This is a genomic window from Novosphingobium gossypii (assembly GCF_050433305.1).
GTDB classification, from domain to species: Bacteria; Pseudomonadota; Alphaproteobacteria; order Sphingomonadales; family Sphingomonadaceae; genus Novosphingobium; species Novosphingobium gossypii.
This window is the reverse complement of sequence record NZ_JBNPXM010000001.1, coordinates 162,327-189,158: the sequence shown is the minus strand read 5'-3', so window position 1 is coordinate 189,158 and position 26,832 is coordinate 162,327. Positions and strand designations below refer to the sequence as shown.

Here is a 26,832-nt window from a genome sequence, read left to right as displayed (position 1 = left end):
GTGAACTGATCATGGCGGCACCGCTCGCCATTTCATTGGGCGATCCCGCTGGGATCGCCCCCGAAGTGATCGCCGAAAGCTGGCTACGGCGTGAGGAACAAGCCCTCGCGCCGTTCTTCGTCGTGGGCGGCGCGGGCGTACTGCGCGCGGCGGCGGCATCGCGCGAGATCGACCTGCCGGTGGTGCAGATTTCCGCCCCGGCACAGGCCGCGGAGGTCTTCGGCTCGGCCCTGCCCGTGCTGGGCGAGGAAGACTGCGTGCCGTCGTTCGGCAATCCGAACGCTCAGGGCGCCGCACTGGCCCTGCACTCGCTGACGCAGGCCACTGCGCTTGCCTTGTCTGGCGAGGCGGGCGGCGTCGTCACCGGCCCCATCGCCAAATCCCGGCTGGCCGAAGTCGGCTTCATCCAGCCCGGCCAGACCGAGTTTCTGGCGGATGCCTGCGGATTACCGCACGACGCGGCGGTGATGATGCTGGCCGGACCGTCCCTGCGCACCGTGCCGCTGACCGTGCACGAAGCGCTGGCGGCGGTGCCTGCCCTCGTCACCCGCACCCTCATCGAAAGCAAGGCGCGCATCGTCGCGCGCGCGCTGGCCCGCGACTTCGGGCTGCCGGCACCGCGCATCGCGATCACCGGCCTCAATCCCCACGCCGGAGAGGACGGACGCATGGGCACAGAGGACCGCGACGTCATCGCCCCCGCCATTGCCGCCCTTCTGGCAGAGGGTCTTGCCGTCACCGGCCCGCACCCCGCCGATGCACTCTTCGCCGCGCATGCCCGCGCAAGCTACGACGTGGCGCTGTGCATGTACCACGATCAGGCGCTGATCCCGATCAAGACGCTGGACTTCGATCAGGGCGTCAACGTCACCCTCGGGCTGCCCATCGTGCGCACCTCGCCCGATCACGGCACCGCCTTCGCCATCGCCGGCAAGGGCACCGCCAGCGCCGGGGCGATGATCGCGGCGATCCGCATGGCGGGCGAATGCGCCACGCGGAGGGCCGCATGACCGCCCTGCCCCAGTTGCCCCCCTTGCGCGAAGTCATAGCGCGTCACGGCCTGTCTGCGTCGAAGGCGCTGGGCCAGAACTTCCTGTTCGACGAGCAACTGCTGGACCGCATCGCCGCCATACCCGGCTCGCTGAACGGCAGGGACGTGCTCGAAGTCGGCCCCGGTCCCGGGGGCCTCACCCGCGCGCTGCTGCGCGCCGGGGCCAACGTCACCGCGATCGAGATGGACCGCCGCTGCCTGCCCGCGCTTGCCGAACTGGCCGAGGCGTTCCCCGGCAAGCTCAAGGTGATTGAGGGCGACGCGCTGAAGATCGATCCGAAGACGCTGTTTGCGGGCGAGTACCACATCCTTTCCAACCTGCCCTACAACGTGGGCACCGCGCTGTTCACCGGCTGGCTTTCGGGGCAGGACTGGCCGCCGCAGTGGGCATCGCTGACGCTGATGTTCCAGGAGGAAGTCGCCCGCCGCATCGTCGCCGAGCCGGACACGTCGGCCTATGGCCGCCTGGCGGTGCTGGCGCAGTGGCGCTCGAGGTCGAAGCTGGCGATGAAGGTCCACCGCAGCGCCTTCACCCCGCCGCCCAAAGTCATGTCGGCCATCGTCCACGTCACCCCCGGCAGGGCGCCTGAAGGCGTTTCGATGCGGGTGCTGGAACGGGTGACCGAAGCCGCCTTCGGCCAGCGCCGCAAGATGCTGCGCCAGAGCCTGAAGGGCGTTCCCGGCGCTCTGGACGCACTTGAAGGTCTGGGGATCGATGCCCAGCGGCGGGCGGAAACGCTGTCGGTCGCGGAGTTCGTCAGTGTGGCAAAGGCGCTTACGCACGGCTGATCGCCCGCCGGCGAGCGCAGGATAACGCCACAAGGAAAACGCGGGCGGTGCGGCCGGCGTGGGGCCTGACACGACAGGCTTGGCTGCGCTTCTTCGATGCGAACGGCGGGAGAGGGAAACGGCGTGCCTCACCTGCTCGGCCCTGGCGGCGCGGTATCGATGGTGCGGGCTCGCGTCCTGCCATCGATCCTTTCCGAAGAAAGGTGAAAACCGTGTCGCGTCTTTGCAGGCGGCCCTTCCTGCGGGTCGCCGGCCGCGTGCGGACGGTGTGAACGGATGGCCTTCCCGTTAGTCCGACCCGCCTTGCCAATGAGATACCAGCGCGAAGATATATATCCATTTAGGTTATTTTTGTCAAGCGTGACGTGAACCCCGGCCCCCGTCCAAACTCCGCCGCCGCCACCCTGAACGTGTTTCAGGGTCCATCTGGCAGTTGGTGCCGGAAGGCGGAAACACCAGCGGCACTTGCGCTTTGGGATTCACACAGCCGCGCTGCAGGCACGATATACCCTGAAACACGTTCAGGGTGACGGAATGTAGTGAACCCAAAGCAGCTAGAAACCCCAAAGAAAAAGCCCGCCCCGCGCGTAGCGGAGCGGGCCTTCCCTTAACGGTGAACCCGCAATCAGGGCTGCGGCTGTCCGCGTTCGCGGGCCAGGCGCTCCTGCCGGTCGATCGCCGATTCGGTCTGGACGAAGCTGTCGGACTTGACGCCCAGCCAGATCAGGATCGGGGCGGACATGAAGATCGAGCTGTACGTACCGATGAAGATGCCCAGCGTGATCGCCGCGGTGAAGCCGAAGATCACGTCCGGACCGAGCAGCAGCAGCGCGACCAGCATGATCAGGACCGACAGCGACGTGACCACGGTGCGCGACAGCGTCTCGTTCACCGACAGGTCGAGCAGTTCGGCCATCGGCATGCGACGGTGCTTCTTCAGGTTTTCGCGGATGCGGTCGTAGACCACGATCTTGTCGTTCAGCGAATACCCCAGCAGCGTCAGCAGCGCGGCGACGATGTTGAGGTCGAACTCCATCTGCGTCAGCGAGAACATGCCCACCGTGAGCAGGATGTCCTGCACCAGCGCGAACAGGGCCCCTGCCGCGAACTGCCATTCGAAGCGCACCCAGATGTAGATCGAGATGCAGATCATCGCCAGGCTGAGCGCCAGCACGCCGGTCTTGAACAGTTCGCCCGAGACCTTGCCCGATACCGAATCGACGCCGTCGATGCGGGCGTCCGGGAAGGTCTGCTTGATGGAAGTGGTGATCTTCTGCGCCATGGCGTCGGCCAGCTGCGGCTGCGATTCGGTGCCCTCGGGCAGCTTCATGCGCAGCGACACCTCGTTCGGCTTGCCGAAGGTCTGCACCACCGGCTCGCCGTAGCCCAGCTTGTCGACGGTCTGCGTCAGCGCATCGACCGGAGCGGTGGCGCTGCGTTCGAAGGCGACGCGGATCATCTGGCCGCCGACGAAATCGACGCCCAGGTTCAGGCCATGGGTGAACAGCAGCACCACCGAGGCGATCATCAACGCGATGTTGCTGATGAAGAACGGCCACTGCCACTTCAGGAAGTGGATGTTGGTGTTGTCGGGAATAAGCTTCAGGAGCTTCATGGGATAATCTCCGCGCTTACAGGTTCAGGTCCGAAGGGCGCGCCTTGCGCAGCCATCCGGCAACCCACATGCGGGTCAGGGTCACGGCAGTGAACACCGAGGTGACGATACCGATCATCAGCACCACCGCAAAGCCGCGCACCGGACCGGAGCCGAAGGCGAACATCAGCAGCGCCGCAATCGAGTTGGTGATGTTGGCGTCGAAGATGGCGCGGCTGGCTTCCTTGTAGCCCAGTTCCACCGACTGGACCACGCGGCGCCCCTTGGACCGTTCTTCGCGGATGCGTTCGTTGATGAGCACGTTGGCGTCGACCGCCGCGCCCAGCGTCAGCACGAAGCCGGCGATGCCAGGCAGCGTCAGCGTGGTGCCGAACACCGCCATCACGCCAAGGATCATCAGGATGTTGATTCCCAGCGCGCAGATGCAGGCATAGATGCCGAAGCGGCCATAGGTGAGGATGATGAACAGGACGAGCGCCAGCGTGCCGACAGCCATCGCCACCGCGCCCTTGTGGATCGCTTCTGCGCCAAGGTCCGGTCCAACGGTGCGTTCCTCGACCACCTTGAGGTCCACTGGCAGCGCACCCGAACGCAGCGCAATCGCCAGCTGGGTGGCCGACTTGGTGGTGAAGCTGCCCGAAATCTGGGCACTGCCACCAAGGATCGCCTCATTGATAGAAGGCGCGGAAAGCACCTTGCCGTCAAGGATGATGGCGAAACGCTTGCCGACGTTGGCGCTGGTCAGCGCGGCGAACTTCTCGCCACCCTGCTGGTTGAAGGTGATGTTTACGACCGCACGGTTGTTCTGCTGGTCGAAGCCCTGCTTGGCGTTGGTCAGTTGGTCGCCGGTGATGCCGCCGAGGCGCTTCACCGCGATGACCGGCGAGGGCCCTTCGGCCATGCCCTCTGCGTAAGGGACGATCTCGTCGCCCGGAGGTGCGATGCCCTGCGCCAGATCGGCCGGCGAGGCGGTTTCGTCCACCATCTTGAATTCGAGCTTCGCGGTCTGGCCCAGCAGTGCCTTCAGCGCCGCAGGATCCTGAAGCCCCGGCACCTGAACGTCGATGCGGGTGCCGCCGAGGCGACGGATGTCGGGCTCCTTGGTGCCCAGCGCGTCGATGCGCTTGCGCACGACTTCGACGGCGGTGTCCATCGCATTGCTGACTTCTAGGTCGATGCCCGCGTCGGTCGGCGCCAGCACGAACTGGTTGCCGTTGACGACCGAGATGTCCCAGTCGCGCTGGCCGGTAAGCCCGGCGCCATTGGTCAGCGGCAGCAGCGCCTCACGCGCGGCGTCGACCTGTGAGGTGTCGCGCACGGTGAAGGTCAGGCGACCGCCCCGGCTGGACACGTCGCCGATGGCGATGCGCGGCTGCGCGGCGTTCAGCTTGGTGCGGACCGATTCCTCCATGCCTTCCAGACGCTGCTGGATGACCTGGTTGCGATCCGCCTCAAGCAGCAGACGCGAACCGCCCGCCAGATCGAGGCCGAGGTTCACCTTGGGCGCGGGCACGCCCGCAGGCAGGTGGATGTTGGTGAAGGTCAGCAGGGTCGGCACGGCCAGAAGGCACAGCACCGCCGCCAGCCCCCAGTACCAGACCTTCTTCCAGATCGAAAATTCAAGCATCGCCTATTCCCGTAACAGCCGGATCAGTCGTTCGCGGGCTTGGAGCCGGCGGGAGGGATCACATCGACGATCGTGGACTTGAGCGCCTTGACCTTCAGGCCCTGAGCCAGTTCGACTTCGGCGTAGTTGTCGTCCACCTTGACGATCTTGCCGATCAGGCCACCGCCCGTCAGCACCTCGTCACCCTTCTTGAGCGCGGAAAGCTTGGACTTGTGCTCCTTCTGCTGCTTCATCTGCGGGCGCAGGATGAGGAACCAGAAGATCAGCGCCATCGCCACGAAGGGCAGGTAAGTCATCCAGGCCGGCGGCGCACCGGCGGGTGCGGTTGCGGCAAGCTGGGCGAGGATCGAGGTCTGCATGGAAATGATGGGCCTTCTCGTGTCGCGTGTCGGACGGCGAATCGCGTGCCGGCCGGGCCTGCGCGCATGACGGTATTACCCGCAGGCTGCGCGCAGGCGGATGCGGGCGGTTAGCAATAAAGCGCAGCGCTGGCAACGCGCGGCCCGCAACTTGCGCCGGCCGCGGCTTCCCCCGCCGCAGCCGCAGATAGGGCGCCCCGCCCCGCGTTCAACCGGATGCACGCCATGATGAAAAACTATGCCTGAGGCGCTTGCGCATCTGGAAAGACCTGCCTATAGGCCGCGCTCCGGTCGGGACGTAGCGCAGCCTGGTAGCGCATCACACTGGGGGTGTGGGGGTCGGAGGTTCGAATCCTCTCGTCCCGACCAACGAAAAAACGCCGTTTCCTGTTCGCGCAGGAGACGGCGTTTTTCGTTTCGGCCCTACCCTTTACCTGACGTAGACCCTTTCCTTGACGCCGGATCGTCGGCGGGCCATCCTGAACGGGAAAAGGTTCGTCATGTCGGGGTGATCATGAAACGCGCGCTTGCAACTGCCCTTGTGGGTTCGGTGACCCTTGCCGTCGCATCGCCTTGCGCGGCGCAGACATCGACGTGCTATCGCCTGGGCAATGTCGCCTCGTGCACGGTCGGGCCGGGTGCCGGAGACAATCCGGCAGAGCGGCGCTACTCGGGCTTTCAGGAAGTGGAACGCCTGCGCGACAAGAACGAGGAGCGCGAGGAAGCGCGCCAGTACCAGGGGCTGCGCGAGGAAGTGGGCGCGCTGGTCGCCGATGGCCGATGCGCCGATGCGCGCAAGACGGCGCTGCGGGCGGGCGACTTCGCCCTCGCCGATCGCGCGGGATCGATGTGCGAGGCACCTGCCCGCCGCCGGTGATGCCGGGTCGATGATGCCTGAACGGCGCTGATCGCGCGCAGAAAACATTTTCCTACACGAACCGATATGGTCATTTATCGGCAAGTCACTTTTGCAAAGGACTTGCCATGCCTCTCCTCGATTCGCTGCTCGGCCCCGTAACCCGCATCATCGACAAGGTCGTCCCCGACCCGGAAGCGCGGGACCGGGCCAAGCTGGAACTGCTCAAGCTGGAAAATTCGCAGGAACTGGAGATGCTCCAGGCCAGCCTTTCGGCCATCGTCGCCGAGGCGCAGAGTGCCGACCCGTGGACCAGCCGCGCGCGGCCCAGCTTCCTCTATGTCATGTATGCCGTGATCCTGTGGGCACTGCCGATGGGTGTGGTGGCCGCGTTCAATCCCGGCCTGGCGCGTGCGATCGGCGCGGGGATGAACGGGTATCTCGCAGGGATACCAGAGCCGCTCTACGCGCTGTTCGGCACGGGATACCTGGGCTATTCGGCCATGCGCCAGTGGGGCAAGACGCGCGGGTCGGACAAGTAAGCGAAACGCTAACGCTTTCGCGCTAGGGTCGCGGGCATGATGGTCCGGATCCTTTCTCTTCGCTCTGTCGGCAAGGTCGTGTTCGGCCTTGCCGCCATGCCTGCCCTTGCCGCCTGCAACCCCGCAGCCGCGCCCGCCCCGCAGTCGACCGAAACTTCCCCGGAGGAACAGGCGGCCGAGGCCAGGGCGGCAAAGGCGGCAGCCGACAAGGCCGAACGCGAGGCCAAGCTGGCCAGCTTCTATGGCGGCGGCGCGCCTTCCGGAGAGCCGACCAAGGCGCCTGATGCGGATACGTCCGCCGACACGCCCTCGCCCCCGCCGGTCAACGTCGAGCCGGCCAATGCACCCCCACCCCCGCCGCCAGCGCCCAACGCTCCGCCGCCGCGCGCTCCGGTGGGGCCGCCGATCCAGTGACATGCCCTCGGACTGGCGCTTGCGCCCGGCGTCCGGCCCGTTAAAGCTCTGGCCCTGACGCTTGCGGGAGGTATCCAGGCTCATGACGGAAAAGCTGGTCTACGTGCTCAACGGCCCCAATCTCAACCGGTTGGGCAAGCGCGAGCCGGCGATCTACGGATCGCAGACACTGGACGACATCGGCGCCACGCTGGAAGAGCGCGGCAAGGCGCTGGGCCTGTCCGTCGTGATGTTCCAGTCCAACCACGAAGGCGATCTGGTCGATTGGCTGCACGAGGCGGAGGACGCCGGCGCTCATGCCGTGCTGCTGAATGCCGGGGCCTACACCCACACTTCGGTGGCGCTGCTGGACGCGATCCGCTCGATCAGCGCGCCGGTGATCGAGGTGCACCTCTCCAACCCCCACACGCGAGAGGAATTTCGCCATACCTCCTGGGTCGGCATGGCCGCAAAGGGGACCATCGCCGGGTTCGGCGCGCAGAGCTATGTGCTGGCGCTGGAGGCCGCAGCGGGGTTTTAGGCCAGGCCGCAGACCGCATGGGGGGCTTTGTCTAAGCGCCCCCTCAGCTGGCGTCGGATACCTTGCAAGACTTGTTCGCGCCGCGCGCATCGCGAACCGATACGATGTGCTGCACGGTCGCCGCGATCTCCTGCCGATCGCCCGTCGCCTGCACCAGCGCAAAACTGCATATGCCGCGATCAACAAGCGACGCCAGCATGGCCCGGAAGTCCTGCGTGCTGGCGTGCGGCGAAAGCGCTACGGGAAGATAAGGCTCCAGTGCACGGTCGTTGTCACGACGGAGATAGCCATTCAGCGATGCCGCCGTCTTGCCCTGCACCGTCCATCCGTCGTTGCGGGTATCATAGGCGGGCACTTGTGCGATCGCCGCGCCGGGCAGGCGGACGCCCTCTGTACGTGCAGCAAGAACGAAGTCGGGCTCATGCTCTGCCGGGGCGCGGGTAAACCACCAGATATTCGCCGCCAGCAGCACCGCCACCGCCGCAAGCAGCAGCGGCGTGCGTTTCGATCGCATCAGAGCGGAACGCCCGGTACGCTCTTGGCAGTGCGAATGGTCAGCGAGGTCTTCACGCTGTCCACGTTGGGTGCGGGCGTCAGCTTGCTCGTGAGGAATTCCTGGAAGCTCTGCAGGTCGCGGCTGACGATCTTCAAGATGAAGTCGATCTCGCCGTTGAGCATATGGCATTCGCGCACTTCGGGCAGACCCTTCATGTGGTCCTCGAACGCGCGCAGCGATTCCTCGGCCTGGCTTTTCAGGCTGACCAGCGCGAAGACGGTGATCGTGAAGCCCAGTTTGGACGCGTCCAGATCGGCATGATAGCCCTGGATCACGCCCGCTTCCTCAAGGCTGCGCACGCGGCGCAGGCACGGTGGCGCAGTCAGCCCGACGCGCTGGGCCAGTTCCACGTTGGTGATGCGACCTTCGTCCTGCAGCTCCGCAAGGAGGCGACGGTCGATTTCATCGAGATTGATCATGTTTCAAAAATATCCCCGCGCAGGCGCGATTCGAGCCAGCGTGTTGCAACATCCCCACCGAAAAAGCCAGTGCGCTGTAATAATATTAGGCCATAGCGTAATCGTCCCGCTTTGCAACGGTACAAAGAGGGCGTCCAGCGGCCTCTTTCGTTCTGGCGGCCTCTTTGTACGAAAAAGCGACCCGGCGTTTTCCTTATGGTAAACATCACCGGGCCATAGGACTGATTCTGCCACGTAACCCCGAGCCGCATTTCGCGTGCCTGGAGATGGAATGCATTTCGACGATCGCCTTGCCACGGTCCTGCGCCTGCCACCTTCCGGCGGGGCACTGGCGCGCGTGCAGTTCAGGCAGCTGGTCGACATCCTGGGCCATGCGCCCGAATCGGCGGCCAACGATGCCGATGATGCCGCACGCAGCGATTCGACAGAGGCCGCCTTTGCCCGCCTGGCCCAGCTGGGGCGCGTGATCCCGCCTGCCGACCGCGCCCGCCTGCTGCGCACGCCGCTGCAACCGATGACCAATCCGCGCCTGCTGGCGTGGCTGGCCGAAGCGGAGCCGGACGTCGCCTGCGCCGGGATCGCCGCTGCCCAGCTCGACGATGCTGGCTGGCTGTCGCTGATCCCGCGCCTGCCGGTGCGCGCGCGGGGCATCCTGCGCCATCGGCGTGACCTTTCGCCTGCGGTGGAGGCTCTGCTGGACCGGCTGGGCGTACAGGACCGGGCGCTGCCGCCGGGCGGCACGTTCGATGCCGAGCCGGACACCGCCGCGCAGCCCGAATCTGCGCCGGCACCCGTTCTACAGTCGGACTGGCCCGAACCCGATCCCGAGGATTCGATCCCCGAACCGTCGCCTGCGCGCCTGCGCAAGCCGACGGGCGACATTGCCGTCGATCAGGACATATCGCCGGACGTCCTCGATCTGCTGAACATGGCCGACGATCCGCTGCCGCCAACCTCGCTCAGCGAATGGGCGCGCGCGCGCGCGGGCCAGCACCGCTTCTCCTCAGCCGCCCCTGTAGCGGCTCCGACGCCGGTCCCCGCCCCCGCTCCGATGGTAACTCCCCCGCGCGACGCCGGGATCGGGGCCATCGTTCGCCGTATCGAGGAGTTTCGCAAGGCACGCGAAGCCCGCACCCATGTAGAGGCGCACACCGCCGCCAGCCGCTTTGATTCGCCGCGCCTGCCTCTGGGTGACGTGCTGCCCGCAACGCAGCGGCTTGCCACCTCGATCGATTTCACTACCGACACCCGCGGCATCATCGACTGGGCGGACGGCCCCGACGCGCCATCGATCGCCGGGCTGGACATCGCCGGCCAGCAGCCTGCCGGAACACACGACGATCCCGGCTTCGGCGACCTTGCCCATGCCCTGCGCCAGCGCCTGCCACTGCGCGGGCGGCACATCAATATCACCGGCGCGCCTGCGGTAAGCGGGTTGTGGCAGGTCGATGCGGCGCCCCGGTTCACGCATGGCCGTTTCGTCGGCTATTGCGGTCGCCTGCGTCGTCCCGCCTGCCCCACACCCGCCGAGATCGCGAAAGATAGCGGCCACGCCGAGGCCGACCGCATGCGCGAAGTGCTGCACGAACTGCGCACCCCCGCCAACGCCATCCAGGTCGCTGCCGAGATCATCCAGCAGCAGCTCTACGGTCCCGCCCCGCACGAATACCGCGCGCTGGCTGCCGCCATTGCTGGCGATTGCGCGCATATTCTTGCCGGGTTCGAGGAGCTGGACCGGCTGGTACGGCTCGAATCGGGGGCACTGGCGCTGGAAGAAGGCGAGTGCGACCTTGCCCGCGTGCTGGCGCAGACCATCGTGCGGCTGCATGCGTGGACCGGGCCGCGCGGCAGCGGATTTGCGCTCGCGGCCGATCCTTCCGCCTCCACCCTGCCCGTCAACAACGCCCGCGCCGACGTGGAGCGCATGGTCTGGCGCCTGTTCGCCGCGCTCGCCGGATCCACAGCGCCGGGCGAGATGCTCGATCTTGGCTGGGTGGAATGCGGCGCGCTGGTGGAACTGACCGTCGCCCTGCCCGCCCTTCTTGCCGAACGCGAAGGCGACGCCCTGTTCGACACGGCTCCGGCAGAGCGCGGCCAGTCGCTCGCGGCAGGAATGTTCGGCATCGGCTTCACCCTGCGCCTGGCCACGGCAGAAGCGGCGGCGGCGGGCGGCAGCCTGGTCCGCGTGGACAACGCGCTGGTTCTTTCGCTGCCGGCATCCGGCATGGAAAAGACAACCGACACTACGAATTCTTCAGCATTCTCGCAGTAGACGCCTTCGGGATGCGACCCCAGGAGGGAACAGTTCAGTTGCCAGGCCCCAACCTTCTGGAACCGCCCGGAAGGGAAACACGCGCTGCGTTCCCCGAAGGCTTCGGGCAGCGCTTCATCGTCACCGTCGATACGGAGGAGGAGTTCGACTGGTCGGCCCCGCTCGACCGCGAAAAGCACGGCGTCGTCACCGTTCCCGCCCTGCGCCAGTTCCAGCAGTTCTGCGAGGGGTTTGGCGTCATCCCGTCCTATCTGATCGACTGGCCGGTGGCCGATTCCGCGCTGGCGCCCGAGGCCATCGGCGATGCCGTGCGACGCGGTGCAGCTGAAGTCGGCGTGCAGCTTCACCCCTGGGTGAACCCGCCGTTCGAGGAGGACGTGACCGAACGCAACAGCTACGCCGGCAATCTGCCTTTTGCGCTGGAACGGCAGAAGCTGACCGCCCTGCGTGACCGGATAGAGGATGCTTTCGGTGTCGCGCCGCGCATCTACCGCGCCGGCCGCTATGGTCTGGGCCCGCGCACGGCGGAAATCCTGCTGGAGAACGGCATCGCCATAGACACTTCGGTCCGTGCGCGGTTCGACTACAGCGGAACCGGTGGACCGAACTATCGCAACCATCCGCTGCACCCTTACTGGGCCGACCCGCAGCGGCGCTTGCTCGAACTGCCGCTGACGACTGTCTACTGGGGGCCGCTTCGGCAAATGGGCAACGTCATCTACCCGCATTTGTGGCGCGCGCCGTCGATGCGCGGTGTTCTGGCGCGCACCGGCCTGCTGGAACGCATCCCGCTGACGCCCGAGGGCATCACCGACGAGGAGGCCCTGCGCGGGGTCGACATCGCGATCGACGAAGGCCTTCCGGTGCTGGTCTTCTCCTTCCACAGCCCCTCGCTGGCGATCGGACATACGCCTTACGTGCGCTCCGAAGCGGATCTCGACGCGCTCTACGACTGGTGGCGCACGCTGTTCGCGCACCTGCAACGGCGCGGCATCAGGCCGACAAGTGCGGGCGAAATCATGAACATGGTGAAAGGCACATAGAACGGCGCTTGCCTGATCGCGCGCGCCAAGCTAACGCGCTGGCATCCGGCCATCGTCGATGATGATGTCGGACCGGCATGGGGGCCTGTAGCTCAGCGGTTAGAGCTGGCCGCTCATAACGGCTAGGTCGCGGGTTCGAATCCTGCCGGGCCCACCACCCCTTGCCGAGCAACCTGGAAGGCCAGGCGCAGCGCTACCGTTCCAAGTAGTTTCAGGATGCAGGAAGAGCGTCGTAACAACGCCCGGGCGAGTCAAACTGCACGTTTGATATTCATTCAGAATATCTGTTCGCGCGTATCGCGCCTGCATGGTTCGCACGAATAAGAAAAGGGCGTACAATCATGGCTGGCGTGTGGACAAGCACCGCCGATCCGCACCCAAAGCCGCCCCAGTATAGCGCCGATGTCTTTCCAGAAGATCATGACTACTGGATATTCGCTAATGGCGGCCGTCGCATCAGCTAACCGAACTTATTGCATATTTTTAACCCCTGCGTTCTCCCAAACGCTGCGACCGCCGGATAATTCGCTAAGGGTCGCAATAAGCGCTTGCGCCCCGCACCGCCAAAACCTAAGGGCGCTCGTGCGTCGGGGAGTGGCGCAGCCCGGTAGCGCGCTTGCTTTGGGAGCAAGATGTCGCAGGTTCGAATCCTGTCTCCCCGACCAACTTTCCCACATGGTCAAGACGACATGTGCTTCTGCATAGGCGTTATCCATTCCCGGTAATTTACAACCGGCAACTCGCGCCCCTATTCGCCAATGCGAAACACTTCCATGAAAGGGCGCCGGGTTTGACCTGGAATGACGGCTATATCTGCGACGTCGGCTATCCTGCGTTCTTCTACAAGGAGATGCAGCCGCTCTGGCTGTCGACCGTGGCGGGGCTGCGCGGGTTTGCGGCGCCCGATGCCGATGGGCCGATCGCGCTGTGTGAACTGGGGTGCGGCGTCGGCGTCAATCTGCTGGTTGCGGCAGCGTGCCAACCGGACGGGCTTTTCACGGGTGTGGACTTCAACGAAGAGCACCTGCGGCTGGCGCGCGATGCGGCGCGCGAGTGCGGCATCGACAACGTGGAGTTCATCCATGCCGACTTCGCCACCTTCTCCCGCCAGAACGAATGGCAGTTCGACTACGTCACCTGTCACGGCGCATGGTCGTGGATCGCGCCGCAGCATCAGGCAGCGCTGCTGGATTGCGCGGCGCTCGGGCTGAAGCCGCAGGGGCTGTTTTATCTGCACTACATGTGCCACCCCGGCTCCACCGAGATGCTGCAGTTTCAGCACCTGCTCAATCTTTGCGCGCATCACCTGCCCGGGCCGTCGCCGCGCAGGGCACAGACCGGCATGGCCCTGCTGAAGCAGGTTGCCGAGGCCGGGCTGTTTGCGCAGCGGCCTGCCATGCTGCAGCATCTGGCCAACATGGCGCGGCGAGATCCTGCCGACATCGCGCATGAATTCCTGACCGACCACTGGCACCCGCAGCATTCGGTGGATGTTCATCGTACAGTGGGTGATGCGGGCCTTGCCCTCATTGGCAGTGCCGACGTGTTCGCCAATCTGGATGTGTCGCTGTCGGTGCCGGGCCGCATGCAGGAACTGGTCCGCCGGACTGCCGCACCCGCACTGGCAGAGACGCTCAAGGACATGGCCCGCAACGCCCATCAGCGCATGGACCTGTTTCAGAAGGAGGCCGCACCTCCCAGCCGCGATACAGTTATGGCGCACTTGCGCGCACTTCGAATGAAGGCGCTGCCGGGAGCGCCCCGCCACGGGCCTGTCACGTTCGAGACGCCCATCGGCCCGATCACCGGACCGGAATCCGTGTTCACGCCGCTGCTGGAGAAGTTGGCACGAGGGGCTGCGACGGGAGCGGACCTGCTCGTCCTGCCTGCTTTCGCGGGCGATGCCGATGCACTGCTGCAGGCGCTGCAACTGCTGATGATGCAGCAGATCGCGCATCCCGCGCTGCAGCAGCCCCGCCCGGCGAGCGATCAGGTGGAGAGACTGTCGCGCTGGCTCGCGCGCAACGGCCTCGCCCTTTCCGTCCTGCCCGATTGCGCGACGGCGGCGCCCGGTTGAGCGCCGCCCGATCGCGGATCAGAAATCGACGCTCAGCGATGCGCTGAACCGGCGACCGTCGAGGATGTAGGCAAACCCGTCTTCCGGCGTCACCTGCTTGTTGGTCAGGTTGTAGACGCCCAGGTTGATCCGCACATCCTTCTTCGCCTCTATGACGAAGCCCAGATTGTAGAACGTGTAGGGCGGATAGCGGAAATCGTTGGTGCCCGACCCGCTTGAATTGGTGGTGCGCCCCGAAGTCCGTCCACGATAATTCAACTGACCCCAGACCTTGACCGCATCCGTCGCCGTCCAGTCCACAGAAGCGTTGAACATGTGTTCGGGCACGTCGTTCAGCGGCTTGCCCGCGTTGGCGCCCGAGGTCTGTTCAGTCTGCGAATAGGTGTAGCTGTGGCGGTAGCGCAGGTTGTTCAGCACGCGCCAGTCGAGCGTCCATTCCACGCCCTTCAGTTCGGCGGTATCGACGTTGACATATGTGGTATAGCCGAACTGGTGTGCCGGGTACGTGACGCCGCCGTATTCGCACGTCACGTTCTGCGCGCAGATGCGCCCGGTGCGCAGCAGCTTGTCCTTGAAGTCGCTCTTGTAGGCGGTCAGGCTGGTGGAGATCCCCGCCGGGCGGTGGGCATAGCTGACGCCGATTTCATAGTTCACCGTCTTTTCGGGCTTCAGGTCCGGGTTGCCGATGATGACGCCGCCCATGGATGTAGAACCGAAGTCCGTCGCGGCCATGCGCAGGCTGGGCACCTTGTAGCCGCTGGTGACGCCGCCCTTGATCGTCAGTGCGTCGGTCACGTCGAACACCGCATAGGCCTTGGGGCTGAACCGGCCGCCGAAGCTGTCGCTGTGATCGTAGCGACCGCTCAGCAGGAGCGAGAGGTCGTCGATGATCTCCCAGTTGTCCTCGATGAAGCCGGCGTATTGCTTACGGTCCATGGTGATGACATCGGTCGGCACGACGAAGCCCGGCAGGTTGAGGCCGTTCGTCGCCCCGTCCTTCAGCTTTTCGTGGAAATAGTTGGCGCCCGCGACGATCTTGTGCCGCGACAGCGACAGCGCCGCCTGGGTGTTCGCCACCAGCGTGTCGAACGTGATGCCGTTGCCGGTGGTCGCATTCACCCGCGTCGGGTTGTTCGAGGTGTCGTAAGTGACGTAGCTGTTCCAGACAACGGCGCCATAGGTGCCTTCGTGGGTGGCGAAGTAGTTGTCGCGCACGGTCTTGTTGAACGTGGCGTCGTCAGTGGCGGCGATGCTCTTGCCGGGGGTCGCGGTGCGTTCCTGGATCGTGTGCGTCGCGCCTGCGGTGAAGGTGTTGGCGCTGTCCAGCCGGAAGCTGAGCTTGCCACCGATGTTGCGGCGCTTGAACTCCGGGTCGGCCGCCGCGCTGTCGTCGCCACCGACATAGTCCGCCTCGTCCTGATAACGCAGCCCGCCGGTGACCTGGAGGGACAGGCGGTCGCGCACGATCGGCACGTTCAGCGCCAGACTGGCGTTGACCCCGTCGTTGGTCACGTCGTTGCCGGGACCGGCCTTGATGTATTCGGTGGTGAAGCTGCCGCCGAAGTCGTTCATGACCTTCTTGGTGATCACGTTGATGACGCCGCCGATCGCATCCGACCCGTAGAGCGAGGATGCGGGGCCCCGAATGACTTCGATCCGCTCGATCGAATCCAGCGGCGGCAGGAAGTTGATCGGCGTCCCTGCCTGCTGGCCGTTGAGGCCGAACGCCTGATTGTCCTGCATCCGCTTTCCGTCGATCAGGAACAGCGTGTAGTCGGCGCTCATGCCACGGATCATGACCGACTGCTCGACGCCGCCGCCCTGGATGTGGACTCCCGGCACGTTCATGAGCACGTCGGTGATGTCGGTATAGGACCGCTGCTTGATCTCGTCAGCGGTAATGACGGAAATGGTCGCAGGCGCATCCTTGACGTTGAGTTCGTAGCCGGTGGCGGACACCACGATGTCGTCGGGGATCGCATCTTCACGCGAATAGGAACTGCCCGCCTGCGCCTCGGAGGCGGCGAACCCGTGCTGCGGCGCCAGAGAAACGGCGACAAGAGACGTAGTGGCGAGAATGCGCTTACGGAACCGTGACAATGAAACCCCCGATTTTGGACAAGTGTGCTCGCGGCCAAAACCGAACGGTCTTCACCCACGCCCTGACTTGTCGTGATACCCCGCGCCCGTAACGACGCTTCCACTTGCTATTGCGAATGGTTCGCGTCAGCTATCGCCACGTATTCGCATTTGCAACATTCGCGAATGAATAAGCGATATTCACGGCAGCGCCCTGCGCCAGCATGCGTTCAAGCGACGGATTTTGCATGAAGCGCAGCGAATGCACGGTTTATCGCTGGACCTGATTTTCCCGCTTCATAATCGGCGTCGGCGCCCCATATCGCGCTTATGAACGACCACTCCTCTCGACTGAGCAGGCGTGCTCTCATGGCCACCGGAGCGACGGCGGCTGTCGGCGTGCTTGCACAAACCGCTCCCGTCCCGTTCGGGCGATCGCCGCTGGGCCTGACGCCGCCTGCGAAACCCGTGGGCGCACCGCTTGCCGTGCGCCCCACATTGCCCGCCGCGCCCGGTGGCGGGGACGTTGCCGCTGGACGCGCCGGGGCGGCATTCTCGTCGGTCGATCCAAAGCTGCTGCGCAAGGCCCTCGCCTCGCTCGACCGGCATTCGCGGTTGATCAAGGCGACCGACCGCATCGCCATCGTCGACTTCTCGGTGCCGTCTTCGCAACCGCGGCTGCATTTCCTCGACGTGGTGAATGGCAAGGCCTCGCAGCTTCTCGTCGCGCACGGTTCGGGGTCCGACCCGCATCACACCGGTCTGCTGGAGAAATTCTCCAACGCCTTCGGATCGAACGCATCCAGTGAAGGCGCTTTCCTGACGTCCGACTATTACGTCGGCAAGCACGGCCGCTCGCAACGCCTCATCGGGCTTGATGCGACCAACAACAACGCGCTCGATCGCGCCGTGGTGGTGCACAGCGCGTGGTACGCCAACGACGACATGATCAAGGCGCATGGCAAGCTGGGCCGCAGCCAGGGTTGCTTCGCGGTCGGCGAAAACAAGCTGGACGACGTGTTCTCGTTTCTTGGCAAAGGCCGCATGATCTTCGCCAGCCGCGCCTGAGGCGGCTCCTCCTATCCGGATCATGCAGCGCGTTCGTGCGTTGTCCGGTCTGGAGAAGGAGCCTGCCATGTCGATTGCCACCACCGTCCGCCGCGAAGCCCTGACGCGCCCGGTCTTCTCGCTCGTCCAGTCCGCGATGCCCGCCTTGTCCGCGACTGAGAGCGAGGCGATCGACGCGGGCAATACCTGGTGGGACGCCGCCCTGTTCACCGGCAATCCCGATTGGGAAGCCCTCCTTGCGGTTCCGCGCGCCACGCTGACGGCGGAAGAGCAGGCGTTCATGGACGGGCCGGTGGAAACGCTGTGTGCCATGATCGACGACTGGCGCATGACCTGGGAGACGCAGGATCTGTCGCCGGAAACCTGGGATTACCTGAAGCGCGAAAAGTTCTTCGGCATCATCATCCCCCGGGAACACGGCGGTCTTGGTTTCTCGAACTTCGCGCACAGCGAGATCGTGCGCAAGATCGCCACCCGCTCCGTATCCGCTGCGGTGACGGCGATGGTGCCCAACTCGCTGGGGCCGGGCGAGCTGATCCTGCGCTTCGGCACCGACGAACAGCAGCGCCACTGGCTGCCGCGCCTTGCCGACGGGCGTGAGATTCCCGCCTTCGGCCTGACCAGCCCCGAAGCCGGATCGGACGCCGCCGCCATGACCGACGAAGGCGTCGTCTGCAAAGGCCAGTGGCAGGGCCGGGAAGTGCTCGGCATCCGCCTCAACTGGCGCAAGCGCTACATCACGCTGGGCCCGGTGGCGACGATCCTGGGCCTTGCGTTCAAGCTGCGTGATCCCGACGGACTGCTGGGTGACAGGGAGGACATCGGCATCACCGTCGCGCTTGTCCCCACCGACCTGCCTGGCGTGGAGATCGGGCGGCGGCACATTCCTTCGATGCACACGTTCCAGAACGGCCCCAACGAAGGGCACGACGTCTTCATTCCGCTGGACAGCGTGATCGGCGGGCCGAACCGCGTCGGTCAGGGATGGAAGATGCTGATGAGCGCGCTGGCGGCGGGGCGCGGCATTTCGCTGCCCTCGATGGCGGCGGCGGCGGGCGCATTCTCTGCCCACGCAACGGGCGCCTACGCGCGCATTCGCTCGCAATTCAACCTGCCAATCGGCCGGTTCGAGGGCATTCAGGAGCGGCTGGCCCGGATCGCCGGCAATGCCTACCTGCTCGACGGCGCGCGGCGGCTGACCTGCGCCGGGCTGGATCAGGGCAATCATCCCGCCGTTATCTCCTCCATCCTGAAACTGCACGCCACCGAACGGATGCGCACGGTCATCAACGATGCGATGGACGTCCACGGCGGCAAGGCGGTGATCGACGGCCCCGGCAACTACATGGGCAGCCAATACCGCGCCATCCCGGTGGGCATCACCGTGGAAGGCGCCAATATCCTGACGCGCAGCCTGATGGTCTTCGGCCAGGGCGCGATCCGCTCCCACCCCTACCTGCTCGACGAAATCCGCGCCGTGGGCGAAGCGAACCGCGAACTCGCGCTGGCCGATTTCGATCGGGTGGTGTGGAAGCACGCGGGCCATGCGCTGAAGACGGCGATCCGCGCCTTTGCCCGCAGCTGGACCGGCGGCCTGTTCGCCCCCGCACCCCGCGCCGGGAAGGCGACGCGCTACTATCGCCAGATGAGCCGCTATGCCGCCGCCTTCGCCTTCATGTCCGACATCGCGTTCCTGACGCTGGGCGGCGAACTGAAGCGGCGCGAACTGCTTTCGGCGCGGCTGGGCGATGTTCTGTCCGAACTCTACATGCTGTCGGGCGCGCTCAAGCGCTGGGAGGATGAAGGACGGCAGGACGACGACCTGCCCCTCCTCGACTGGTGCATGGAAAGCGGGTTCGCCAGCATAGAGCAGAGCCTGTCCCAGATCATCGAGAACTTCCCGGCCCGCCCCGTCGGCTGGATGCTGCGCCTGTTCGTGATGCCGCATGGCCGCCGCCGCCATGGTCCGTCCGACCGCACGGTGCGGCGCTGCGCCGCGATCCTGCTCGACCCCTGCCCCGCGCGCGATCGGCTGGTGGAGAACGTCTACATCGGTGCGGAAACCAGTACGAACGGCGGGACGGAGGCCGTGGCGCGGCTGACGGAGGCGTTCCGCAAGACGGTGGCCACGCAGCCCATCCATGACCGCATGAAGGAGGCCCGCCTGCGCGACGCCGACAAGGCGCTGGCGGCCGGGCTGATCTCTGCCGAGGAGCGCGAGCAGTTGCGCGAAGCCGATGCCGCCGTCGCGGATGTGATCGCAGTGGACGACTTCGCTCCGGAAGACCTGCCCCGCCACTCGGCGGCAGAGCCCCGGCAGGAGGCTGCGGAATAGGGCACGTTCGCAGAAACCCTTTGTAACGGACATTTCACCGAACCCTCCCTCGTGTCGTGCGTTTGTTTGCGCAACACAGGGAACGGGCATCTTGCGAAAACCGATCATCGCCTGCGCGCTCATGCTCGCAGGCTGCAACCGACATCAGTCCGCCCTTGCCCCGTTCGGGGTGGAGGCGCGCGACACGGCGACGATGACGCTGGTGCTGGTGATCGGCGCGCTGGTCATCGCCGCGGGCGTGGCGGCGGCCTTCATAATGGCGGTGCGCGCGCCTGAAGGCCGGCTGGACCATGCGGGCGGAATGCGGCTGGTGATGTGGCTGGGCGCGATCATCCCGACGATGGTGCTGACCGCGCTGCTGCTATGGGTGCTTCCCGCGATGCGCCCCCTGCCCGACCGTGACGCCGACCTGCGCATACAGGTAGAGGGGGAGCAGTTCTGGTGGCGGGTCGGTTACCGACCCGGCGGCGGTGCGCCGTTCGTCACCGCCAATGAAATCCGCCTCCCCGTCGGGCGCACGGTGGTGCTGGAACTGACCGCGACGGACGTCATCCACAGCCTCTGGATACCCGGCCTAGCGGGCAAGATGGACATGATCCCGGGCCGCGTGAACCGGCTGGTGGTGAAGGCGGACAAGCCAGGCACCTATCGCGGCGTCTGCGCGGAGTTCTGCGGCCTGTCCCACGCGCTGATGGCCTTCGACGTCATCGCGATGGAGCCGGCCGCGTTCGACCGCTGGCTGGCCGCAGCACGCCAACCGGCCACGCGGTCGGGCGGGCGCGGGGCTGAGTTGTTCGCCGCCAATGGCTGCGCGGCCTGCCATACGCTGGACGGCACGCGCGGGATCGGCCCGGACCTTGGAACCTACGCCAGCCGCCAGACGCTGGGCGCAGGCATCCTTGCCCCCACCGTGGCGAATACCGCCGCCTTCGTCCGCGACGCTGGGCATTTCAAGCCCGGCACCCGCATGCCCGCCTATACCCACATGTCGAACGAAGACGCGCTTGCCATCGCGCGCTGGCTGAAGGACGCCCGATGAGCCTGCACGATCAGGACGACCTTGCGCTGCGCCGCGCGCAGGAAGAACGCCTGCGACAGGTGTGGGAGCCGCCGCGCGGGCTGTTCCTGCGCTGGACGGACACCAACAACAACCAGGTCGGCGTGTGGTATGTCCTGACCGCATTTGCCTTCATGCTGTTCGCGGGCGTTCTGGCGCTGATCATGCGCACGCAGCTGGCGGTGCCCGACAACGACCTGATCGATCCCGGCACCTTCAACCAGCTGTTCACGCTGCATGGCTCGGTGATGATGTTTCTGTTCGCGGTGCCGATGTTCGAGGCCGTCTCGATCATCCTGCTGCCGCAGCTGCTGGGCGCGCGCGACCTGCCGTTCCCACGCCTGTCCGCCTTCGGGTACTGGTCCTTCCTGATCGGCGGGGTCTTCGTGTCCGGCTCGATCTTCTTCGATGCCGCGCCCGATGGCGGCTGGTTCATGTACCCGCCGCTGACCACCCGCACCGACCTGTCCGGCCTTGGCGCGGACATCTGGATGCTGGGCCTGTCCTTCATCGAGGTATCGTCCGTCGCGGCGGCGGTGGAACTGATCGTGGGCGTGCTGAAGTGCCGCCCGCCGGGCATGCGGCTGAATCTGATGCCGCTTTACGCGTGGTACATCCTTGTCGTGGCGGTGATGATCCTGTTCGCCTTCCCGCCGCTGATCGCAGGCGACGTGCTGTTCGAGATGGAACGCCTGCTGGACTGGCCGTTCTTCGATGCGACGCGGGGCGGCGATCCGCTGCTGTGGCAGCACCTGTTCTGGATCTTCGGCCACCCGGAGGTCTACATCGTGTTCCTGCCCTCGATCGCGCTGTTCGCGATGCTGGTCCCCACGTTCGCGCGGCGGCACCTGCTGGGCTACCCGTGGATCGTGCTGGCGGCGGTGGGGACGGCGTTCCTGTCGTTCGGCCTGTGGGTGCACCACATGTTCGCCACGGGGCTGCCCAAGATCAGTCTCGCGTTCTTCTCCGCCGCTTCGGAGGCCGTGGCAATCCCGACGGCAGTGCAGATCTTCGTGTTCATCGTGACGTTGTGGGCCGGGCGCGTGACGTGGTCGACGCCGCTGCTCTACGCCACCGGCAGCCTTGCGATATTCGTGATCGGCGGGCTGACCGGCGTGATGGTGGCCGTCGCCCCGTTCGACTGGCAGGCGCACGACACCTACTTCGTCGTCGCGCACCTGCATTACGTGCTGATCGGGGGCACGCTGATGCCGCTGTTCGCCGGGCTCTATTACTACTGGCCGCTGGTGACCGGCAAGAAGCTGTCCGACCGGCTGGGCCGCACGGCGTTCTGGCTCATCTTCGTCGGCGCGAACCTGTGCTTCTTTCCCATGCACCTGTCCGGGCTGGAGGGGATGCCCCGGCGCGTGTTCACCTATCCGGCAGAACTGGGCCTTGGCGGGCTGAACATGGCTTCCACGATAGGCTCCTTCATCATCGCGGCGGGCGTCGCGGTGATCGTGCTGGACCTGTGCCGTTCGCCGTGGCGCACCAAGGCCGCGCGCAATCCCTGGGGCGCGGGCACGCTGGAATGGCTGGCCCATCCGGAGGACGAGAACTGGGGCATCCGCTCCATCCCCCTGATCGAAAGCCGCTATCCGATCTGGGACCAGCAGGATTTCGTCCGCAAGGTGGACGAAGGCCGCTTCTTCCTGCCCGACGCAGAGGAAGGTCGGCGCGAAACGATCATCACCTCAGTGCTGGACGCGCGCCCCGTCTCGGTGATCCGGCTTGGCGGCCCCAGCGTGCTGCCGATGCTGACCGCCATCGCGCTGGGCGGCGTGTTCATCCTGACGACCTACCACTTCTACTGGGCCGCGCTGGTTTCCGGCGGCGCCACACTGGGGCTGGTGCTGACATGGCTGTGGACGGGCACCGCGCAAATCCCCGAAAAACCCTGCAAGCCGATCGGCCATGGGCTGGAACTGCCGCTCTACATTTCGGGCGATGCGGCGCCGGGGTGGTGGGCGATGTTCATCACGATGATGGCCGATGCCACCGCGTTCTCGGGCCTTGTCTTCGGATATTACTTCTTCTGGACCCGGCACGAGGATTTCCCGCCCGCCGCCATGGCCGATGCGCCCGGCGTGTTCTGGCCGATGGTGGCGCTGGCGCTTGGCGTGGCAAGCTGGCTGGCGACGATCGCCGCGCGCGAAGTCCATGCCCGAAGCCGGGTTGGCGCCGCACGTGCGCTGATAGCGCTGGCCTTCGTCGGCAGCATTGCGGGCGTGTTCGCGGGCCTTGCGGGGCCGTGGCTGTCCGGCATGGACCCGCAGACGCACAGCTATCCCGCCATCGTCTGGACGCTGGCGATCTGGACCGCGGCGCATGGCGGGGTAGCGGCGATCATGCTCGGCTATGCCCTTGCGCGCAGCCTGGCCGGACGGATGACGCCCCGCCACGACGCCGACATCCGCAACGTCACCGTCTACATGCACTTCTTCGCGCTGACGGTGGTGGTCACGTACCTCACCATCGGCCTTTTCCCGGAGGTCGCATGACGGACGAGCGGCGCAAGTGGCATGAACGCCTGCGGGTCACGCTGTGGACGCTGATCGTCCCGCCATCGGTGTGGGCCGCGCACTTCCTGTTCGCCTACCTGTGGGCGGCCATCTCCTGCGCCAAGGCGGGCGCCTTTGCCCGGTTCCCGCTGCTGTTCGTGGCCGGCACCGTGCTGGCGCTGCTAGTGATCGCGCTGTCCGGCTGGATCGCGTGGAAGCAGCAACGCACCACCGGCGATCCGCCCCCGCACGAACAGGGCACCGAAGCGGACCGCCTGCGGTTTCTTGCCATGTCCACGCTGTTGCTCGCGGGCCTCAGCTTCGTGGGCGTGCTGTTCACGGCGCTACCGGTGGCGTTCATCGGGGACTGCCGGTGAAGCGCGGCGCGCTCTATCTTGGCGCGGGCCTCGTCCCCGCAGGCTGGGCTCTGGCCCCACTGGGCATGAGCGGGCACATGGCCGCGCACATGATCGCCGTGGCCGTGGCTGCCCCGCTGGTGGCGGTAGGGCTGTCCGGAACCCGCGCCGACCCCACCCGGCGCTGGCCGCGCACCGTCACGCCGATGGCGATGATGCTGGTGGAACTGGTCACGGTATGGGGCTGGCACCTGCCCGCGCTGCGCCACGCGGCGGACGGGTCCATCCTGCTGACGGCGCTGGAACAACTGAGCTTCCTTGCTGCGGGCATCCTGCTGTGGAGCGCCGCTACGCACCGGCCGGGCCGTGCCGCCGGGATCGGTGCCATGCTGCTGACCTCGATGCACATGACCCTGCTGGGCGTCCTGGTGGGGCTTGCACCGCGCCCCCTCTACGGCGCGATGCACCACCATGCCGCGCACCTCGATCCGCTGTCGGACCAGCAACTGGGCGGGGTGATAATGCTCGTCATCGGCGGCGCGGGGTATCTGCTGGGCGGCCTTGCGCTGTTGGCCACTCTCCTGCGCGGCGAAAGGAGCGCATCGGCATGATGGTGAAAGTGACGATCGGCCGCGCCGTACTGGCGCTGAGTGCTCTGGTGACGCTGGGCTTTGGCGTCGCCGCTGCGGGGCTGGTGCCGATCGCGGCTTCTTCCGGGCACTGGAAGATCACCGACTGGTTCCTGCACTGGACGATGCAGAATTCCGCCCGCACCTACAGCGCTGTGCAAACGCCCAGGGACGTGCGCGACGACACCGGCCTCGTCAGCGCGGCGGGGCATTTCCGGCAGGCGTGCCAGGTGTGCCACGGCGCTCCGGGCGAACGGCCTTCGCCGGTGATGCAGGCGGCCACGCCCCCCGCGCCCGATCTGGCGAAGACGGCGGGCCACTACACCGACCGCGAACTGTTCTGGATCATCCGCCACGGCGTCAAGTACACCGGGATGCCCGCGTGGGCGGCGGATGGGCGCGACGACGAGGTGCGCCGCATGGTCGGCTTCGTGCGCCGCCTGTCCAGCATGACCCCGGCGCAGTACCGGGCGCTGACGGTGCAGGACGCACCGGCAGCGGCACCGCCCGTCATCGCCCGCTGCTCCGGCTGCCACGGTGCGGACGGGTCTGGCAGGAACCAGCGCGACGTGCCGATCCTGGCCGGGCAGGACGCCGCCTATATGGCCGCCACGCTGCGCCGCTATCGCGACGGCGGGCGCGCCAGCGCAGTGATGCAGACCGCTGCAGCCGCGCTGGACGACCGGGAGATCGACACCGCCGCGCGTTATTACGCCAGCCTGCCCGGACTGCCCCGCAGGGACGTGGCCCCGCTTCATCCCATCGCCGCGCATGGTCTTGCGGAGGCGCAACTGCCTGCCTGCGCGCGCTGCCACCGCGAAGGCGGCACCGCCCCCCGCATCGCCGGGCAGCGCCAGAACTATCTGGCCGAACGGCTGCGGCACTGGCAGGGCGAGGAAACCGTCATCGACGCGCACAAGCCGCAGGATCCGATGGCGGTCATCGCGCGCCGCATCCCTGACGAGGCGATCGACGATCTGGCCCGGGCGCTCGCCGCCGAAACGCGGTGAGGCCCCCCAATTCCCCCAAGCCGCGCGATCAGATATCCTTGAGTTCGGTCACGAATTCGTAGCGGTCGCCGCGATAGACGGAGCGCGTGAATTCCACGATCCGGCCATCCGGTATGCGCGTGATCCGTTCGATCCGCAGAACTTCCGAGTTCTGCTTGATGCTGAGGATGCCCGCCTCCGTCGGGGTGGCAAGCGATGCGCGGACGCGCTGCGTGCCCGAACTGGGGCGGAACCCGTGGTGGTCCAGCGCCTGATAGAGCGAGTCCTGCAGCGCATCCAGATCGGGCAGGAACGATGCCGGGATCACGGCGTGCTCTATCGCCAGCGGCTCTCCGCCAGCCAGGCGCACCCGGCCCAGCCGGGCCACGCGCGTGGTGGGCGACACGTCCAGCGCCGCCGCCTCTTCCTCTGTCGGCTGGGCGTAAGTCCGGTTGATCCAGACCACGCCGGGCGCCTCGCCGCGCTGCCGCGTCTCGTCGCTGAAGCTGCTGAGCTTGCCGCCCGAAGTCTCGATCCGCTGGGCGACGAACGTGCCGGACCCCTGCTTGCGGACCAGCACGCCTTCGTCGATCAGTTGCTCTATGCCCTTGCGCACCGTGACGCGGGACAGGCCCGCCATCTCGCTCAGGTCACGTTCCGACGGAAGCGCGCTGCCCGGATCGATGCCGCCGCTGCTGATATGCTCGCGCAGGGAACGCGCCAGTTGCAGATACAGCGGCGTCCCTTCGTCAGGGCGGGTCCAGGCAATGTCACGCATCGTCGTTCAGCCTTGGCCTTTCCGCATCGACAGGGCGCGGCGCAAGTCGCCGCCCGCCCGGTCGAGCAGCGCCTGCCCCTCTGCCACGGATTGCCCGAGAGCGACCAGCACGCCCAGCCGGATCTCGTTCCCCGCCGCGTCGAGGGCGCGTGCCGCCACCTCGGCGTCCACCCCTGCAATATCCTGAACCATGCCGCGGCCCCGTTGCAAGAGCTTGGCATTGGATATGCGCATGGCGACCATGCGCCCTTCGTAGACCAGCCCCAGCCGGATCATGATGGCGGTGGACAGCAGGTTGAGCATCGCCTTCTGCGCCGTGCCCGCCTTCATGCGGGTGGACCCGGCGACGACTTCGCTGCCGGTGACGGCACAAAGCGGATGCCCGCAGGCGTCCAGCAGGGCGGAACCGGCATTGTTCGCGATGCCGATGGTGAGCGCGCCCAGTTCACGCGCCTGCTCTATCGCGGCGAGCGTAAAGGGCGTGCGTCCGCTGGCGGCGACACCGATCACCACGTCGTTCGGACCGACGCCGGCGCGCAGCACGTCGGCGCGGCCTGCCTCGACATCGTCCTCCGCGCCTTCCTGTGCTTCGGTGAGGGCATCGGTGCCCCCTGCCATCAGGAACACCATGCGCTCCATCGGCCAACCATAGGTCGGGTAAAGTTCGGTGCCGTCCTGCACGGCAAGGCGGCCCGAGGTTCCTGCCCCGACGAAGACCAGCCGCCCGCCTGCGCCCAGACGCAGGGCGGCAGCTTCTGCGGCGGCGGCGATGGCCTGCGTCTGCGACTGGATCGCGGCGACCGCGGCCATCTGCCCTTCCAGCATGGCGTCCACCGCCAGCGCAGTGGGCCACAGGTCGAGGTCGCGGTAACGGGGATCGAGCGCTTCGGTTTTCATGGG

Annotated in this window: 24 protein-coding genes and 3 tRNA genes; 19 read left to right on the top strand and 8 right to left on the bottom strand. The window is 66.4% G+C overall.

Going from position 1 to position 26,832, the window contains the following annotated elements; translation table 11 throughout:
* Positions 1-5 precede the first annotated feature (5 nt).
* A complete protein-coding gene (pdxA, locus tag GGR40_RS00965) occupies positions 6-1,010 on the top strand; it encodes a 4-hydroxythreonine-4-phosphate dehydrogenase PdxA (RefSeq protein ID WP_429275192.1) in 1,005 nt (334 codons plus the stop codon).
* 5 nt (positions 1,011-1,015) lie between these two features.
* Positions 1,016-1,840, top strand: coding sequence for a 16S rRNA (adenine(1518)-N(6)/adenine(1519)-N(6))-dimethyltransferase RsmA (gene rsmA / locus GGR40_RS00960; protein WP_429275191.1), 825 nt, complete (start codon positions 1,016-1,018; stop codon positions 1,838-1,840).
* 625 nt (positions 1,841-2,465) lie between these two features.
* On the opposite strand, the gene secF is transcribed toward rsmA, so the two are convergent.
* The 3 genes from secF to yajC are packed head-to-tail and all read right to left on the bottom strand — an operon-like array spanning position 2,466 to position 5,441.
* Complete coding sequence (gene secF / locus GGR40_RS00955; protein WP_429274326.1) at positions 2,466-3,455, bottom strand: protein translocase subunit SecF; 990 nt, start codon at positions 3,453-3,455, stop codon at positions 2,466-2,468.
* 16 nt (positions 3,456-3,471) lie between these two features.
* Positions 3,472-5,082: a protein translocase subunit SecD gene (gene secD, locus GGR40_RS00950; RefSeq protein WP_429274325.1), complete on the bottom strand. Its 1,611-nt coding sequence runs from the start codon at positions 5,080-5,082 to the stop codon at positions 3,472-3,474.
* 23 nt (positions 5,083-5,105) lie between these two features.
* Positions 5,106-5,441: a preprotein translocase subunit YajC gene (gene yajC / locus GGR40_RS00945; protein WP_429274324.1), complete on the bottom strand. Its 336-nt coding sequence runs from the start codon at positions 5,439-5,441 to the stop codon at positions 5,106-5,108.
* 292 nt (positions 5,442-5,733) lie between these two features.
* On the opposite strand from yajC, the gene GGR40_RS00940 reads away from it, so the two are divergent.
* The 5 genes from GGR40_RS00940 to aroQ all read left to right on the top strand — a co-directional run bounded on the left by GGR40_RS00940 (position 5,734) and on the right by aroQ (position 7,773).
* A tRNA-Pro gene (locus GGR40_RS00940) sits at positions 5,734-5,810 on the top strand.
* A 145-nt stretch (positions 5,811-5,955) separates the two neighbouring features.
* Positions 5,956-6,318 carry a hypothetical protein gene (locus GGR40_RS00935; RefSeq protein WP_429274323.1) on the top strand — a complete coding sequence of 121 codons (363 nt, stop codon included), beginning with the start codon at positions 5,956-5,958 and terminating at the stop codon, positions 6,316-6,318.
* 107 nt (positions 6,319-6,425) lie between these two features.
* Entirely contained in the window at positions 6,426-6,839 is a 414-nt protein-coding gene (locus GGR40_RS00930) for a holin family protein (protein WP_429274322.1), read from the top strand.
* A gap of 36 nt (positions 6,840-6,875) precedes the next feature.
* Positions 6,876-7,253, top strand: a complete 378-nt coding sequence (locus tag GGR40_RS00925; RefSeq protein WP_429274321.1) for a hypothetical protein — start codon at positions 6,876-6,878, stop codon at positions 7,251-7,253.
* Positions 7,254-7,335: 82 nt separating this feature from the next.
* Positions 7,336-7,773, top strand: a complete 438-nt coding sequence (gene aroQ / locus GGR40_RS00920; protein WP_429274320.1) for a type II 3-dehydroquinate dehydratase — start codon at positions 7,336-7,338, stop codon at positions 7,771-7,773.
* A gap of 43 nt (positions 7,774-7,816) precedes the next feature.
* Here aroQ and GGR40_RS00915 read toward each other — a convergent pair whose 3' ends face one another.
* Together GGR40_RS00915 and GGR40_RS00910 are read right to left on the bottom strand one after the other, a co-directional pair.
* Complete coding sequence (locus tag GGR40_RS00915; protein ID WP_429274319.1) at positions 7,817-8,287, bottom strand: hypothetical protein; 471 nt, start codon at positions 8,285-8,287, stop codon at positions 7,817-7,819.
* Positions 8,287-8,748, bottom strand: a complete 462-nt coding sequence (locus GGR40_RS00910; protein WP_429274318.1) for an Lrp/AsnC family transcriptional regulator — start codon at positions 8,746-8,748, stop codon at positions 8,287-8,289. The genes GGR40_RS00915 and GGR40_RS00910 overlap by 1 nt, the downstream gene beginning before the upstream one ends.
* A 271-nt stretch (positions 8,749-9,019) precedes the next feature.
* Here GGR40_RS00910 and GGR40_RS00905 point away from each other — a divergent pair, with 271 nt between their 5' ends.
* The 5 genes from GGR40_RS00905 to GGR40_RS00885 all read left to right on the top strand — a co-directional run bounded on the left by GGR40_RS00905 (position 9,020) and on the right by GGR40_RS00885 (position 14,140).
* Positions 9,020-11,020 carry a histidine kinase gene (locus GGR40_RS00905; RefSeq protein WP_429274317.1) on the top strand — a complete coding sequence of 667 codons (2,001 nt, stop codon included), beginning with the start codon at positions 9,020-9,022 and terminating at the stop codon, positions 11,018-11,020.
* 38 nt (positions 11,021-11,058) lie between these two features.
* Positions 11,059-12,063, top strand: coding sequence for a polysaccharide deacetylase family protein (locus tag GGR40_RS00900; RefSeq protein WP_429274316.1), 1,005 nt, complete (start codon positions 11,059-11,061; stop codon positions 12,061-12,063).
* 81 nt (positions 12,064-12,144) lie between these two features.
* Positions 12,145-12,220, top strand: a tRNA-Ile gene (locus tag GGR40_RS00895).
* 431 nt (positions 12,221-12,651) lie between these two features.
* Positions 12,652-12,728 (top strand) — tRNA-Pro (locus GGR40_RS00890).
* A gap of 125 nt (positions 12,729-12,853) precedes the next feature.
* Positions 12,854-14,140 (top strand): methyltransferase domain-containing protein, encoded by a 1,287-nt coding sequence (locus GGR40_RS00885; protein ID WP_429274315.1) that lies wholly within the window; start codon positions 12,854-12,856, stop codon positions 14,138-14,140.
* An 18-nt stretch (positions 14,141-14,158) separates the two neighbouring features.
* Here GGR40_RS00885 and GGR40_RS00880 read toward each other — a convergent pair whose 3' ends face one another.
* Positions 14,159-16,240: a TonB-dependent receptor domain-containing protein gene (locus tag GGR40_RS00880; protein ID WP_429274314.1), complete on the bottom strand. Its 2,082-nt coding sequence runs from the start codon at positions 16,238-16,240 to the stop codon at positions 14,159-14,161.
* A gap of 348 nt (positions 16,241-16,588) precedes the next feature.
* On the opposite strand from GGR40_RS00880, the gene GGR40_RS00875 reads away from it, so the two are divergent.
* The 7 genes from GGR40_RS00875 (at position 16,589) to GGR40_RS00845 (ending at position 25,175) form a co-directional block, all read left to right on the top strand.
* Positions 16,589-17,287, top strand: a complete 699-nt coding sequence (locus GGR40_RS00875) for a murein L,D-transpeptidase catalytic domain family protein (protein ID WP_429274313.1) — start codon at positions 16,589-16,591, stop codon at positions 17,285-17,287.
* A 67-nt stretch (positions 17,288-17,354) separates the two neighbouring features.
* Positions 17,355-19,622, top strand: a complete 2,268-nt coding sequence (locus tag GGR40_RS00870) for an acyl-CoA dehydrogenase (protein ID WP_429274312.1) — start codon at positions 17,355-17,357, stop codon at positions 19,620-19,622.
* 91 nt (positions 19,623-19,713) lie between these two features.
* The gene (coxB, locus tag GGR40_RS00865) at positions 19,714-20,661 is read left to right on the top strand and encodes a cytochrome c oxidase subunit II (RefSeq protein WP_429274311.1); all 948 of its coding nucleotides are present in this window, start codon (positions 19,714-19,716) and stop codon (positions 20,659-20,661) included.
* Positions 20,658-23,180 (top strand): cytochrome c oxidase subunit I, encoded by a 2,523-nt coding sequence (ctaD, locus tag GGR40_RS00860; RefSeq protein ID WP_429274310.1) that lies wholly within the window; start codon positions 20,658-20,660, stop codon positions 23,178-23,180. Before coxB ends, ctaD begins: the two co-directional genes overlap by 4 nt.
* Complete coding sequence (locus tag GGR40_RS00855; RefSeq protein ID WP_429274309.1) at positions 23,177-23,557, top strand: hypothetical protein; 381 nt, start codon at positions 23,177-23,179, stop codon at positions 23,555-23,557. The genes ctaD and GGR40_RS00855 overlap by 4 nt, the downstream gene beginning before the upstream one ends.
* On the top strand, positions 23,554-24,147 hold the full coding sequence (locus tag GGR40_RS00850; RefSeq protein ID WP_429274308.1) for a cytochrome c oxidase assembly protein: 594 nt from the start codon (positions 23,554-23,556) through the stop codon (positions 24,145-24,147). The genes GGR40_RS00855 and GGR40_RS00850 overlap by 4 nt, the downstream gene beginning before the upstream one ends.
* Entirely contained in the window at positions 24,144-25,175 is a 1,032-nt protein-coding gene (locus GGR40_RS00845) for a c-type cytochrome (RefSeq protein ID WP_429274307.1), read from the top strand. Before GGR40_RS00850 ends, GGR40_RS00845 begins: the two co-directional genes overlap by 4 nt.
* 28 nt (positions 25,176-25,203) lie before the next feature.
* On the opposite strand, the gene GGR40_RS00840 is transcribed toward GGR40_RS00845, so the two are convergent.
* On the bottom strand, positions 25,204-25,932 hold the full coding sequence (locus GGR40_RS00840; protein WP_429274306.1) for a GntR family transcriptional regulator: 729 nt from the start codon (positions 25,930-25,932) through the stop codon (positions 25,204-25,206).
* A gap of 6 nt (positions 25,933-25,938) precedes the next feature.
* Complete coding sequence (locus tag GGR40_RS00835) at positions 25,939-26,829, bottom strand: N-acetylmuramic acid 6-phosphate etherase (protein ID WP_429274305.1); 891 nt, start codon at positions 26,827-26,829, stop codon at positions 25,939-25,941.
* Positions 26,830-26,832: the final 3 nt, after the last annotated feature.

Excerpts from the sequence above, each read along its gene's own strand:
- secF (WP_429274326.1), bottom strand. The coding sequence starts at position 3,455 with ATGAAGCTCCTGAAGCTTATTCCCGACAACACCAACATCCACTTCCTG.
- secD (WP_429274325.1), bottom strand. The coding sequence starts at position 5,082 with ATGCTTGAATTTTCGATCTGGAAGAAGGTCTGGTACTGGGGGCTGGCG.
- yajC (WP_429274324.1), bottom strand. The coding sequence starts at position 5,441 with ATGCAGACCTCGATCCTCGCCCAGCTTGCCGCAACCGCACCCGCCGGT.
- GGR40_RS00935 (WP_429274323.1), top strand. The coding sequence starts at position 5,956 with ATGAAACGCGCGCTTGCAACTGCCCTTGTGGGTTCGGTGACCCTTGCC.
- GGR40_RS00930 (WP_429274322.1), top strand. The coding sequence starts at position 6,426 with ATGCCTCTCCTCGATTCGCTGCTCGGCCCCGTAACCCGCATCATCGAC.
- GGR40_RS00925 (WP_429274321.1), top strand. The coding sequence starts at position 6,876 with ATGATGGTCCGGATCCTTTCTCTTCGCTCTGTCGGCAAGGTCGTGTTC.
- aroQ (WP_429274320.1), top strand. The coding sequence starts at position 7,336 with ATGACGGAAAAGCTGGTCTACGTGCTCAACGGCCCCAATCTCAACCGG.
- GGR40_RS00915 (WP_429274319.1), bottom strand. The coding sequence starts at position 8,287 with ATGCGATCGAAACGCACGCCGCTGCTGCTTGCGGCGGTGGCGGTGCTG.
- GGR40_RS00910 (WP_429274318.1), bottom strand. The coding sequence starts at position 8,748 with ATGATCAATCTCGATGAAATCGACCGTCGCCTCCTTGCGGAGCTGCAG.
- GGR40_RS00905 (WP_429274317.1), top strand. The coding sequence starts at position 9,020 with ATGCATTTCGACGATCGCCTTGCCACGGTCCTGCGCCTGCCACCTTCC.
- GGR40_RS00875 (WP_429274313.1), top strand. The coding sequence starts at position 16,589 with ATGGCCACCGGAGCGACGGCGGCTGTCGGCGTGCTTGCACAAACCGCT.
- GGR40_RS00870 (WP_429274312.1), top strand. The coding sequence starts at position 17,355 with ATGTCGATTGCCACCACCGTCCGCCGCGAAGCCCTGACGCGCCCGGTC.
- ctaD (WP_429274310.1), top strand. The coding sequence starts at position 20,658 with ATGAGCCTGCACGATCAGGACGACCTTGCGCTGCGCCGCGCGCAGGAA.
- GGR40_RS00855 (WP_429274309.1), top strand. The coding sequence starts at position 23,177 with ATGACGGACGAGCGGCGCAAGTGGCATGAACGCCTGCGGGTCACGCTG.
- GGR40_RS00845 (WP_429274307.1), top strand. The coding sequence starts at position 24,144 with ATGATGGTGAAAGTGACGATCGGCCGCGCCGTACTGGCGCTGAGTGCT.
- GGR40_RS00840 (WP_429274306.1), bottom strand. The coding sequence starts at position 25,932 with ATGCGTGACATTGCCTGGACCCGCCCTGACGAAGGGACGCCGCTGTAT.
- GGR40_RS00835 (WP_429274305.1), bottom strand. The coding sequence starts at position 26,829 with ATGAAAACCGAAGCGCTCGATCCCCGTTACCGCGACCTCGACCTGTGG.